The 12,400-nt window shown below is 73.1% G+C and carries 8 protein-coding genes and 1 pseudogene; 3 read left to right on the forward strand and 6 right to left on the reverse strand.

What is annotated here, in order from left to right; translation table 11 throughout:
* Positions 1-9 precede the first annotated feature (9 nt).
* The 5 genes and pseudogenes from ACZ6ZN_RS31585 to eccE all read right to left on the reverse strand — a co-directional run bounded on the left by ACZ6ZN_RS31585 (position 10) and on the right by eccE (position 8,469).
* Entirely contained in the window at positions 10-1,863 is a 1,854-nt protein-coding gene (locus tag ACZ6ZN_RS31585; RefSeq protein WP_451880111.1) for an ABC transporter substrate-binding protein, read from the reverse strand.
* Positions 1,864-2,160: 297 nt separating this feature from the next.
* Positions 2,161-4,959: a MinD/ParA family ATP-binding protein gene (locus ACZ6ZN_RS31590; RefSeq protein ID WP_469651574.1), complete on the reverse strand. Its 2,799-nt coding sequence runs from the start codon at positions 4,957-4,959 to the stop codon at positions 2,161-2,163.
* 672 nt (positions 4,960-5,631) lie between these two features.
* Positions 5,632-5,793, reverse strand: a pseudogene (locus tag ACZ6ZN_RS31595) (SCO5717 family growth-regulating ATPase); the annotation flags it as partial.
* Between the two features lie 355 nt (positions 5,794-6,148).
* Complete coding sequence (locus tag ACZ6ZN_RS31600) at positions 6,149-6,955, reverse strand: hypothetical protein (protein WP_469651544.1); 807 nt, start codon at positions 6,953-6,955, stop codon at positions 6,149-6,151.
* A gap of 176 nt (positions 6,956-7,131) precedes the next feature.
* Positions 7,132-8,469 (reverse strand): type VII secretion protein EccE, encoded by a 1,338-nt coding sequence (gene eccE, locus ACZ6ZN_RS31605; RefSeq protein ID WP_469651546.1) that lies wholly within the window; start codon positions 8,467-8,469, stop codon positions 7,132-7,134.
* 184 nt (positions 8,470-8,653) lie between these two features.
* Here eccE and eccB point away from each other — a divergent pair, with 184 nt between their 5' ends.
* Positions 8,654-10,177: a type VII secretion protein EccB gene (gene eccB, locus ACZ6ZN_RS31610; RefSeq protein ID WP_451880037.1), complete on the forward strand. Its 1,524-nt coding sequence runs from the start codon at positions 8,654-8,656 to the stop codon at positions 10,175-10,177.
* A gap of 66 nt (positions 10,178-10,243) precedes the next feature.
* On the forward strand, positions 10,244-11,482 hold the full coding sequence (mycP, locus tag ACZ6ZN_RS31615; RefSeq protein ID WP_469651548.1) for a type VII secretion-associated serine protease mycosin: 1,239 nt from the start codon (positions 10,244-10,246) through the stop codon (positions 11,480-11,482).
* A gap of 27 nt (positions 11,483-11,509) precedes the next feature.
* On the opposite strand, the gene ACZ6ZN_RS31620 is transcribed toward mycP, so the two are convergent.
* Entirely contained in the window at positions 11,510-11,803 is a 294-nt protein-coding gene (locus ACZ6ZN_RS31620; RefSeq protein WP_369193426.1) for a DUF397 domain-containing protein, read from the reverse strand.
* Positions 11,804-12,033: 230 nt separating this feature from the next.
* Between ACZ6ZN_RS31620 and ACZ6ZN_RS31625 the strand changes: the two genes are divergently transcribed.
* Positions 12,034-12,366, forward strand: a complete 333-nt coding sequence (locus tag ACZ6ZN_RS31625; RefSeq protein ID WP_369193425.1) for a WXG100 family type VII secretion target — start codon at positions 12,034-12,036, stop codon at positions 12,364-12,366.
* Positions 12,367-12,400 lie beyond the last annotated feature (34 nt).

A 12,400-nucleotide genomic window follows, 5' to 3' on the forward strand; every position in this document is an offset into this window, starting at 1 on the left:
TTCGCCCGTCTACTCGCGGTCCTCGGCGGTGGCCCGCCGGCGCATCGCCGCGAAACCGCCGAGCGCGGCGAGGACCACCACACCCGCGACGATCCCGACCACGACGCCGGTGGAGGACGCGTTGTCCGAGGACCCGCCCGCGTCGGCGGGGACCGCCGACCACCAGCTCCAGTAGCCGTCCTGGCCGTAGATGTTGCCCGCCTTCGCGGGCATCGTCGTGATCGACTCGATCTGGTCCGTCCGGTAGGCCTCGACCGCGTTCGGATACGCCATGACGTTCATGTACCCGAGGTCGTACAGCCGCGACTCCATCTGCTGGACGATGTCCGCCCGTTTGGCGGGGTCGTACTCGGCGCGCTGCCGGGCGTAGAGCTCGTCGTACTTCTTGTCGCAGATGAAGTTGTCCGTCGCGCCGGTGTCCTTCGGGGTCGCCGGGAGCGCGCCGCAGGTGTGGATCGACAGCACGAAGTCCGGGTCGGGGTTGACCGACCAGCCGTCGAAGGCCAGGTCGTACTTTCCGGCGAGCCAGGGGTCGGTCACGTTGTCCAGGCAGTCGAGGCGGACGCCGATGCCGAGGTCGCCCCACCACTCCTGGAGGTACTTGCCGACCGCCTTGTCGTTCGGGTCGGTGGCGTGGCACAGGACGCGGTAGGTGAGGGGCTTGCCGTCCTTGCCGACGCGTTTGCCGTCGCCGTTCTTCCTGTAGCCGGCCTCGTCGAGCAGCCGGGCCGCCTTCGCCGGGTCGTACGCCAGCTTCTGGCGCGCGGACGGCTTCCAGAAGTAGTCCTGGAAACGGGGCGGGATGTAGCCCTCGCCCTCGACGGCGTGGCCGCGGAACACCTTGTCGATGACGGCCTCGCGGTCGACCGCCATGAACAGGGCGTTGCGCACCCGCTGGTCGAGCAGGGAGGGGTGGCCGTCGCCGAACTTCTCGCCGTTCTTCGCCCGGGCGCCCGGGTTGGTGGCCAGGGCGTAGAAGCGGCGGCCGGGAGCGTCGTTGACCTGGATGTTCTCCGCGCCCTTGAGCGACTCCGCCTGAGCGGGCGTCAGGGACGGCGACCCGGCGACGAAGGACACCTCGCCCTTGCGCAGCGCCGACACGGCCGCGTCCTGGTCCTTGTAGTAGCGGAACACCAGTTCGTCGAACTTCGGCGCCCCGCGCCAGAAGTCCTTGTTGGCCTTCAGCCGTACGTAGCTGTCGGCCTTGTACCCGGTCAGCACGAACGGACCGTTGCCGACGACGGGAAAGGTCTTGTCGTTGTTGAACTCGGAGAAGTCCGAGACCTTCTCCCACACGTGCTTCGGCACGATCGGCACGTCCAGCGCCGTCATCGTGGCCTGCGGCTTCTTCAGCTCGATGACCAGCTTCGTGGGGCTCGGGGCGGTCACCTTCCGGAAGTTCCCCACGTAGCTGCCGTTGGCCGTGGCGGCGCCGTCGTCGGTCATCATCGTGCGGAACGTCCACGCCGCGTCCTCGGCGGTCGCCCGCCGCCCGTCCGACCACGTGGAGTTCGAGCGGATCGTGTACGTCCAGGTCAGCTTGTCCGGCGAGGACTCCCACTTGGTGGCCAGGCCGGGGATGGCCCGGTTGTCCTTGGGGTCGTAGGTGGTCAGGTACTCGTACATGAGCCGGTGGATGCTCGTGCTGAGCAGCCGGACCGCGAGGAAGGGGCTCAGCGAGTCCACGCTCTGCGCCACCGCGACGGTCAGCACCTGCTTGCCGTCGCCGGCCGCCCGGGCCTGCCGGGGTGCCGGGTCGAGCGGGGTCGCGAGACCGGCGGTGAGGGTGAGCGCGGCCGCCCCGGCGACGGCGACGAGCCGGAGGCCGCGCGGGAGGCTGCGTTTCTGATCGTTCGTGCCCATGGACGGACCTCGCGTCATCGCTCGGACGGGAAGGACGGGTTGATCAGCTGTCAGGGGGTTGATGTGTGTGTATCAGCGGCCGTCTCCGCCCGTCAACGGCGCGTTCACCCCTTGTGGCCTGCGGAAATAACGAATTGGCGAGCGTTTTGCACCCATTGGTCGAGACCACTGACGCGCCGCTGGCCAGGGCCTGGCAACGGATTTCACCCCGGAACGCGCCGGGGCCCGCGCCGCGTGGGAACGGCACGGGCCCGACAGGCGAACGGCCCCTCGAAAGGGGCCGATCGGGTGAGGCGGTTACTGCGTGGGGGGCGGCGGGGTCCGGTCCTCCGGGTGACCGGGCTGGGGCTGGGATGGGGGCTGCGGCCCGGGGGCGCCGGGGTGTCCCTGTCCCGCTCGGTCCGGCTGCGGGTAGCCGTAGCCGGGCTGCGGGGGAGCGGCGGGCGGCTGGCCGGGGTGGCTTGGCTGGCCCGGGTGGCCCTGGTGCGGGTAGGGCTGGGCGGGCTGGGGCTGCTGTCCCGGGTGCCCTGGCTGGCTCGGGTGCCCTGGCTGTCCCGGTAGTCCCGGCTGGCCCTGCTGGGCGTAGGGCTGGCCGGGGTGCGGGTACGGCTGCCCGGGGTGGGGCTGCGGCTGTTGCTGCGGGTACGGGCCGGACTGGCCCGGGGCCTGCTGCTGGCCGGGGAAGGGCTGCTGCGGCTGCCCGGGGTGGGGCGCCTGAGCCGGGACCTGGCCGGGGATCTGCTGGTGCGGCGGCATCTGGTGGCCCGGCGGCATCTGGTGGCCGGGCGGCATCTGGTGGCCGGGCAGCGGAGGGGCGGCGACCGGCGGCGGGTTGCCGTCGGAGGTCCACAGCCCGTGCGACTGCTGGTGCCGGACGAAGTCCTCGGCGACCATCGCGGCCAGGTTGAAGTACGCCTCGCGCACCTTCGGCCGCATCATGTCGAGGTCGACCTCGGCCCCGGCGGCGAGGTGCTCGTCGAACGGCACGACGATGACGCCCCGGCAGCGCGTCTCGAAGTGCGACACGATGTCGTCGACCTTGATCATCTTGCCGGTCTCGCGCACGCCGGAGATGACGGTGATGGACCGCGAGACGAGGTCGGCATAGCCGTGCGCGGACAGCCAGTCCAGGGTCGTGCTCGCGCTGCTCGCGCCGTCCACCGACGGCGTGGAGATGATGATGAGCTGGTCGGCGAGGTCGAGCACACCGCGCATGGCGCTGTACAGCAGGCCCGTCCCCGAGTCCGTCAGGATCACCGGGTACTGCTTGCCGAGCACGTCGATCGCGCGCCGGTAGTCCTCGTCGTTGAACGTCGTGGACACGGCCGGGTCGACGTCGTTGGCGATGATCTCCAGCCCCGACGGGGCCTGCGAAGTGAACCGCCGGATGTCCATGTACGAGTTGAGGTACGGGATCGCCTGGACGAGGTCGCGGATGGTCGCCCCGGTCTCCCGCCGCACGCGGCGCCCGAGGGTGCCTGCGTCCGGGTTGGCGTCGATCGCCAGGATCTTGTCCTGCCGCTCGGTGGCCAGGGTCGAGCCGAGGGCCGTGGTGGTGGTCGTCTTGCCGACACCGCCCTTGAGGCTGATCACCGCGATCCGGTAGCAGGACAGCACGGGCGTACGGATCAGCTCGAGCTTGCGCTGCCGCTCGGCCTCCTCCTTCTTCCCGCCGAGCTTGAAGCGGCCGCCGCCGCCCACCGGACGGCTGCTCTTCGCCTTCTGCCGCTTGCTGTTGAGCAGCCGGTCGGACGACAGCTCGACGGCGGCGGTGTAACCGAGCGGCGCGGCCCCGGGGTTGGTCGGCTGCCGCTGGTCGTGCTGGATCGGCTGCGGCCAGGCGGCGCCCGTACGCGGGTCGACGGGGGGCTGCGGCTGCCCGGCGCCTTCCTGCCGCTGCGGCGGCTGGGCCTGCGGCGGGACGCCCGGCTGGGGGAAGCCGTAGCCGCCCTGGGGGCCGGGGGTGCCGGGCGCACCGGGGGTGCCTGGGTGCGGGAAGCCGTAGCCGCCCTGCGGATCGGGAGCGGGTGCGGCGGGGGCGCCCTGCTGCGGGAAGCCGTAACCGCCTGGCTGCGGTGCGGGCTGTGCCGACGGCTGGTGCGGCGGCGCGGGAGCGGGCTGCTGGTTCCAGGCGGCGGGCGCCGGCTGCGGAGCTTGCGGCTGGAACGGCGGCTGGACCTGAGCCGCCCCGGGCTGGGGCTGGGCGTGCGGGTCCACCGGCTGGGCCGGAGGCTGGACGGGCGGCTGCGGCTGGGCCGACGGCTGGTACTCCGACTGCTGTGACTGCTGCGACTGCGCGGGCCACTGGCTCGCAGGCGCGGGAGCGGCCGGCTGGTACGACGGCGGCAGGGGCGGTACGCCCTGGGGGGCCGGGGGCGTCCAGGCCGGCTGCCCGTCCGTGGCGCCGGTGTCGGCGGGAACGGGCTGAGCGGCGCCGGCATCCTTGGCGCCGGGCTCCGCGGCATCGGGCTGAGTGTCAGGCGCGGCGTCGGACGGCACCTTGTCGGCGGGCGCGGTGGCGGGCTCGACGGCGGGCACAGCAGGACGGTCTTGTGCGCCGGCGTCCCCGACAGAGCCGTCGACGGGCCCGTTCGCCGCTGAGGCCGCGTCGGCCGTGACGGGGTCCGCGTCGTCCGTCGCGCCGCCGTCCGTGGCCGGTGTCCCCACCGCGGACGCGGCGTCCAAGGAGTCACCGTCCCGCGGGGCACCCGGCTCGGGGTCGGCCCCGGGCGTCCCGTCCGCCGGGACCGGCTCACTGCCCCGGCCGGTGCCCGTGGCATCCGCGTCCGAGGTCTCTCCGTCTCCATCACTGGACGAGGTGACGCCCTCGGGCGCGGTCGTCCCCGAGGTCCTGGCGGCTCCGTCAGCGGACGGGCCGGCGCTGTCACCCTCGCTCGCGCCATGCGTCGCACCGGCGTCACCTGCACCCGCGTCATGCACGTCACCCGCGTCGGCGGAAGGCGGGGCCTCCGCGTTCGCACGGTCGCTCCGGTGCCCCTCCGGACCCGAGCCCACCGAGCCGGGGGACCGGTCGTCCGCCGCGGCGGCACGCTCGGCCGCGATCTCCCGCTTCAGAGCGACCGCGGAGAAGCGCATGGTGGCGCCGCTCTCCAGATCACCATTGCCGGGCTCCTCCTCGGCGGAGGCAGTGGGCGAGGCAGGCGAGGTGGGCGCTGCCGGAGCGGTCGTCGGGACGGCCGGTGCCGCTTCGGGTGAGCTCTGGGGCGGCCACTGCCCCTGCGGCGGCACACCCGGCTGCGCGCCCTGCGGCTCGAACCCGCTGCCCGTCGGGAGCTTGGGGACCCCGGGAGAGGCCTCGGCGTCGACCGGCGGCACGGGCGGTGCCACCGGCGTGAAGGGAGCGCTCGGCGGAGGAGCAGGAGGAGAGAACGGGGCAGAGGGCGGCGTGAAAGGAGCGGGCGGCTGCCCAGCAGGCGTGAAAGGCACGCCGGGCGCCGGTACCTGCCCCGATGCGGCGGCGGGGGGAGCGGCCTGTCCGAACGGCTCGGCGACATGCGGAGCGGCTTGTCCGTACGGCTCGGCGGTCCCGTGCGCAGGAAGGGGACCGGCCTGCGGCGGCACAGAACCCTCCGGCGCCGCGGGCGTCCCCGGAGCCGAAGGGCCACCGGGCACTGAGAACCCGTGCGGCGCCGCCGCGAGGCCACCGGGAACCGCGGGCCCCTCGGGCTCCTCGGGCGCCACCGGGGCACTGGCCCCACCGGACGTCTCCGGGCCCTGCCCGGACCCGGAACTCCCCGAGGCGTTCTGCGTGTACCAGGCGGGCGGCGCGTAGTCGATGGTGAACTCGCCCGTCATCTCCACTGCGGACTCCGCGTCGGGCTGGTCATCGCCGGGTGTCGCCCAGCCCCCGCGGTTCCCGTCCCGATCGCTGCTCACAGTGTTCCTCCTGGTGTGGTCGAGCACCCTCATGCCGTGCTGGGGCGACCCTTGCTTCTGTCTGCTGTGTCGTCCGCAGTGGTTCGAACGACTCCGCGGCCGTCCGGGGCAGCACGGTGCATCGGCTCCCCCGCTCTTCCCTCGCAACACCGCCGCCGGGCCACGGGTCGTGACGTCGTGCCCGTCCCCAGCCTAATCACCACATGCCCCGCCCCGGCAGCCCCGCCCGTCCGCCGCCTCGGGCCCCGCGGGTCACAAAACACACGGAACCGGAGGACTTTCCCATCACGCCGACAACCCCATCAGCCGACGACGGCGACGAAACGGTCGGAAAGCCGCTTCGAGCCCCACGGGCTTGACACTTGGACGGAACCGGCCCCTGGCCCTCTCAGTCCATCCGGCGAGGGTTCCCCAGGAGTCCGATCTCGGCGTCCGTGGGCCGGGTCAGCACATAGCGGCGGTCCCGGTCGGCGCACCACAGGGTCATCCCGTCGGCGAGGGTGGGCAGCGACTCCACCTGCTCGGCCGTCAGGGCCATGCTGCGGCCCAGTTCGGCGGCCTCGTCCGGGGAGACGCGCTGGATGCCGACGAGCCGCGCCTGCCGGAGGAGGCGGGGCGCCACCGGGCTCAGGTACGGCAGGAGCGTCAGCACCGACTGCCACGGCCCGGAGACGACCCGCCCGCGCGGAGGCCGCATGCCGCAGTCGCGCACCACCAGCACCGGGGTGCCGGCGGAGGCCCCCTGCGGCGGTACCCGCCCCACTTCGTGCACGGACAGGCCGTTCTGCGCACCTCCCATGGCGTGCACCATCTGCTGCCAGGCCTGCGGGCGACCCGTCTCCACGGCGACGTGCGCGCCGGTGGCCGTGGCCCGCAACGCCAGCACCTGCGCGGTCCACAGGCCCCCGATGAGCACCACGTCGTACGGCGTCGGCCGGTTGACCCCGAGGACCGCCGGCTGCCCCGCGCCGTCCACACCGGCCACCACGCCGTCGTCCCCGAGGGGCAGGGCGAGGGCGTCCAGATGCTCGGCGCTGAGCGTGTGCCGTCCGTGGCGGGGCCCGGCCAGGCCGAAGCCCTTGCGCAAGCGCTCGATGACCTGGCCGGCCGCCGAGGGCGTGCCCCCGGACCGGCCGGGGACACCGGCGGCGGCGCGCGCGCCTCCGGTGACACCGGCCGCCGTGCCGCTGGACACCGGCGTACCGGCAAGCGTCGGCGCACCCCCAGGTGTCGGCGTACGGGCAAGCGTCGGCGCACCCCCGGGCGTCGGCGTACCGGGGGGCGTCGGCGCACCTGCGGGTGTCGGCGTACCGGCGAATGTCGGTGTACCGGTGGGCGTCGCCGTACCGGCGGGTGTCGGAGCCGGATGCGTCACCGGGCACCTCCGAGAGGGAGCGTCGCGAGTACGCCGGGCAACTGCTCACGGTCCAGTCTGGTCAGTCCCGCGCCGGCTTCCTGCGCGGCTTCCTCCAACGCCCGGCGCGCGGCCACGAGTTCGTCGTCGCTGCGGCCCGTCACCCGTACGTGTCCCGTCAACGACAGCTCCTGACCGTCCTGGTGGGCCAGGGTGAGACTGAAGGTCGTGGCCAGAGCGGGCACGGCCGTGAGCCGGGCGACGAACTGCGGCAGCGTCGGGCCACCGGCGCCCGAGAGCCGCGGCCAGGAGCGGACCCAGTAGGTGGTGTGCCGGCGGTTGTCGCAACGCCAGTTGCGCGGTGACTCCATGGTCCGCCGCTGACGCGCCTCGGTCCGTCCCGCCTCCGCCGTGACCAGCGGGTTGGCGCACACGGACGTGGCGAGCGCGGCCACCAGCTCGTCCTCGTCCAGCACGGTGACGCGGAAACCGGCACCCGTCAGCCGGCTCGCCAGGTGGTGCGCCGCACGGACGACGCACCGCTGCGCCCCCACCGCCCTGCCCCCGCGCGCGGCCACAGCCTCCGGACACAGCTCCGGGTCGAGCTTCAGCGCGACCCAGGTGATGCGCACCGCGGGTGTGCCCGTCTGCGCCTGCAGCGGCGCGTAGTTGGCCACGGCCACCGACTGCTGCGGCAGATGCAGAGCGGGGGCGGGCTGGGTGTGCGACACGACCTGGGCCGACTCCAGCGTGATCCCGTCCACCTCGAGGGCGTCGCGGATCAGCCCGAGCGGCAGCGGCTGACGGCCCCGCTCGGCGCGCAGCGCCGACGGGGCGGCCTCCACCTGCACCACGGCCGTCACGAACGTGCCGTCCCCGACGATGCCGACCGGACGCCCGTCGCGCACGCTGTACGACCCGGTGCGCAGGGCCGGTTCGCACTCCAGGGCCGGCACCAGGCCCGGCTCGGTCCCCGGCGGTATCTCCAGGGCGGCGGCACGCTTCTGCCGGTTCCGCAGCGCCCACGCGGTGGCGCACCAGTCGGGCACGGAACGCCCCCGACGCCGTACGAAAGCGAGCGCCAGCAGTCCCGCCGCGAGCACGGCGGCCACGACCAGACCGGCGGTCCCGACGACCCAGCCCACCAGCACCACCGCGGCGGCCAGTTCGACCAGGACGACCCGTTGCAGCCGGGACGAACCCCCGGGACCGCGGCGCAGGCGGAGCTGCGGTGCACCCGGCGCAGGAGCGGGCGCCACCGTCGCGCGCGCGTCCGGTTCGGGCGCCGCGCCCGTCGCCGGGGAAGCCTGGGGGCGGGCGCGGCCACGCGCGCGCACCCGTGTTGTGGAAGCCATCCCCGAGTCCCCCGATTTCCTCGCGTCGGCAGCAATGACGGCACCGCGCCGGGCTCTTGACGGTCCGGCTACCGTACCCGCTCCGGCAGCCCGCGCGATCACCAGGCATAGTAGGGGGCCGGTCTGACAGCGCAGGGCGGGGGACGACGACCTCCGAGGCCGACACGGGGAGAGACGGTCACTGATGGCATCACGGCGGGACGAGCTCAACGCCTACACGTTCGCGAAGCGGCGCCTGCTGGCAGCCTTCCTCCAGCCCTCCCCGACCGGGACGGAAGAGGGAGCTCCGAAGCCGCTGAGAGCGGTCGTGCCGAGCCTGGTCGCCGGAGCCCTGACCCTGGCGGTCTTCGGCGCCTGGGGCATGTTCCAGCCCACAGCGCCCTCCGGCTGGGACAAGCCCGGCACCCGGGTGATCGTGGGCAAGCAGTCGACCACCCGCTACGTCGTCCTGAGAACGGACGGGACCACCCGGCTGCACCCCGTCCTGAACCTGGCCTCCGCCCGGCTGCTCATGAACGACGCGAGCTACCAGGTCATCCAGGTGAGTGACGACATCCTCGATGCCGGCAGACCCCCGCGCGGACCGATCCTCGGCATCCCCTACGCGCCCGACCGGCTGCCCTCCGCCGAGGAGGCCGGCAAGGCCAAGCGCTGGGCGGTCTGCGAGCAGCCCGGCGGCAAGGGCGACACCGTCCAGGAGGCGACGTTCGTCCTGGCGTCCGGGGAGGCGGCGAAGACGGACGGCCGCAACCGGCTGACCGGCGGGGACGCGCTGTACGTGAAGACCCGGACCGGCCGGCGGTACGTGGTCGCCTCCGGGGGGAGCGCCTACCCCGTGACGGGCACCGAGTCCGACCCGCTCACCGAGACGCTCGTCGGGTCGCGCGAGCCGCAGCTCGTCACCAAGGAATGGCTGGCGACCCTGCACGCGGGCGACGCGATCGCCTTCCCGCGGCTGCCCTCCGGCGTAGGGTCCCCGGCGAACGTCCCGGGCGCCCTGTCGGACGACGAGAACCGCGTCGGGATGGTGCTGGAGACCGAGACGGGCGAGGGCACGAGGTTCTACGTCGTACTGCCCGGCAAGGTGCAGCCCGTCAGCGAGTTCACCGCCTGGCTGCTGATCAACTCGCCCGAGACCGCCCGGCTCGACATGAACGGCAAGGCCCGCAGCGTCGGTCTCCAGGACTTCACGGCCGACCCCGAGCCCTTCGAGGGCCAGCGCGCGAACTGGCCGGATCGCCGCCTCCACCAGGTCAACTCCGCCGCCGGGACCGGCCGGGACACGGTGTGCAGCGTCCTGCGCGCGGTGGGCGAGGACGGCGGCACCACGCTGAGCACCTGGGCCGGCGAGGACTACCCGGCCCGCATCACCTCCGACGGCACCAGCACCTACGCCACGCCCGGAACGGGCCTGCTCTACACACAGATCCAGGGCTCCGCCACGGACGCGGGCGCGCTGTTCCTCGTCACCGACACGGGTCTGCGCTACGCGGTGCAGGCCAACGGCGACAGCGACGCGGACAAGTCGGAGATCGGTGCCGACCGTGACCGCAAGCCGTCGGACGGCAGCCCCGAGCCGAGCGAGGCCCAGGTCAAACTCGGTTACCAGAACGTCCGGCCCGCCAAGGTGCCGCTGGTGTGGTCCGAGTTCCTCGCCAAGGGCCCGCGGCTCGACACCAACAGCGCCCGCCAGCCGCAGGGTTCGTGACCCGTGCCGTCCCGCCTCGACGGCGTGCCCTCCCGCCGGACACCGAAGAACAGGAGCTCCGAACCGGTGCGGCCCACCAAGTCCCTGCTGCTCACCGCGGCGCTCACGCTCACCGCCCTGAGCGGCTGCACACCCGCACACGACCCCATCGCCCCCGCGCAGGAGGGGCTCCGAGTGCCCACGACGCTGACGGGCAGCGGTGCGTGCACGTTCCCCAGCGAGCAGCAGTTCAAGGCGCGCCCCTGGTCGTTGCAGCGCGTGCTGCTGGACGAGTTGTGGGAGGGCACCGAGAAGGGGAAGGGGGTGCGGGTCGCCGTCATCGACACCGGAGTCGACGACAGGAACCGGCAGTTGGCCGGCGCCGTCGACAAGGCGGCCGGGCGGGACCTGCTGGGCAAGGGCGGGGACCCCACCAAGGACGAGGTGGGGCACGGCACCAAGGTGGCCGGCATCATCGCCGCCCGTCCGGCCGAGGGCACCGGCTTCGTCGGCCTCGCCCCGGCGGCCACCATCATCCCCATCCGGCAGAACGACGCCGACAGCAACGGCGACTCGAACACGATGGCCAGGGCCATCGCCCACGCGGTCGCCCAGGGCGCCGACGTCATCAACATCTCCCAGGACACCACCAAGCCGCTGTCCGGGAACTCCACGCTGGCCCGGGCCGTGCGCAAGGCCCTCGACGAGAAAGTGGTCGTCGTCGCGTCCGCGGGCAACGACGGCCTCGACGGCAGGCCCAAGGAGACCTACCCGGCCGCCTTCGACGGCGTCCTCGCCGTCGCGTCCTCGGACCGGAACAACGAACGCGCGGCCTTCTCCCAGTCCGGCAGCTTCGTCGGGGTCGCCGCACCGGGCGTCGACATCGTCTCCACGGTCCCCGGTGGCGGGCAGTGCACCGACAGCGGGACGAGCTTCTCGGCGCCGTTCGTCGCCGGGGTGGCGGCCCTGCTGAAGGAGAAGCACCCGGCATGGTCACCGGCGCAGATCGTCACGCAGATCGAGCGCACCGCCGAGCGGTCCGTCAACGGCCATGACGACTTCGTCGGCTGGGGCGTGGTCGACCCAGTCCGCGCCGTCCAGGAGTCCGACCTCGCCGACCCGCCGTCGTCCCCGGCCCCCGACCCGGGCATGGCCAGGGCCGAGGCGCCGGACGTGGCACCCTTCTCCCTGGCCGAGACCCCGGCGGAACGCGACGAGCGGTACGCCACCTACGCCTTGGGCGTCGCCGCGACCCTGGTCGTGGTGGTCACGGGCGCGGCCGTCGTCCTGCGCGATCTGCGCCGGCGCCGCCGCGGCGGTCCCTGACGCAGGGCGCAGGGCCGGTACGCGCCGTCAGGAGGCGGTGACGCCGCCACCCGGCGCCGACTCCAGGTCGAACTCGCCGTCGCGGGCCCCGAGCACGAAGGCCCGCCACTCGGCCTCCGTGTACCGCAGCACGGTGTCCGGGTCGAGCGACGAGCGCATGGCCACGGCGCCGTGGGGGAGATACGCGATCTCCACACGTTCCTCGTGCGCCTCCGTTCCCGGAGCGCAATGCCACTCCACACCGGAGATGTCGAGCCCGTACAGCTCGTCCCGCTCCCGCTCCTTGCGTGCTTTGACGTCCTCGTCCGGCACACCGGCCATGGCGGAGATCCCTTCGACTGCTCAGCAACGATCGCCAGTCACCTTACTGGCCACGAACTGGCCCTGGCCTGCTTTGCAGTTGGAACCCTCGAACCGAGTGACTAAAGTGCTTCCAGGTGCCACATGTGTGGTACTGCACGGGGGCGGTGCGACGCTGCGACCACGCGTCGCGCGGGAGTCGGAGCGGTTCTTGCCCGCCAGGCGGTGTTTCTACAGGAGGGCAAGAGACCATGAGCGTCGATTACAGCGACCAGGATCTGACAGACCTCGCCGACAAGATCCGAGACTTCCACCGGGACGTGAGCAGCCGCGTGACCTCGCTCAACACCGTGGTGGACATGATCCAGGCGGGCTGGCAGGGCGCCGCGGGCAAGGAGTTCGACGCCGTGCAGCGCGGTGTGAACCAGCACCTGAGGAAGCTGCAGGACAACCTCGTCGACCTCGAGGACGTCATGCGGATGAGCGTCAAGGGCTTCAGCGAGCACGAGCAGTCGCGCGTCTCGGAGATCCGCAAGGTGGACAACTCGTACCAGGTCTCCAGCCGCATCACCGACCTCGCCTGACGACCACGCCTCAACGCCACCAAGGAGCCCGCAC

The organism is Streptomyces sp. NPDC053665, assembly GCF_055585285.1.

Coding starts and splice junctions, on each gene's coding strand:
- ACZ6ZN_RS31585 (WP_451880111.1), bottom strand. CDS start 1,863: ATGGGCACGAACGATCAGAAACGCAGCCTCCCGCGCGGCCTCCGGCTC.
- eccB (WP_451880037.1), top strand. CDS start 8,654: ATGGCATCACGGCGGGACGAGCTCAACGCCTACACGTTCGCGAAGCGG.
- ACZ6ZN_RS31620 (WP_369193426.1), bottom strand. CDS start 11,803: ATGGCCGGTGTGCCGGACGAGGACGTCAAAGCACGCAAGGAGCGGGAG.
- eccE (WP_469651546.1), bottom strand. CDS start 8,469: ATGGCTTCCACAACACGGGTGCGCGCGCGTGGCCGCGCCCGCCCCCAG.
- ACZ6ZN_RS31590 (WP_469651574.1), bottom strand. CDS start 4,959: ATGCGCTTCTCCGCGGTCGCTCTGAAGCGGGAGATCGCGGCCGAGCGT.
- ACZ6ZN_RS31625 (WP_369193425.1), top strand. CDS start 12,034: ATGAGCGTCGATTACAGCGACCAGGATCTGACAGACCTCGCCGACAAG.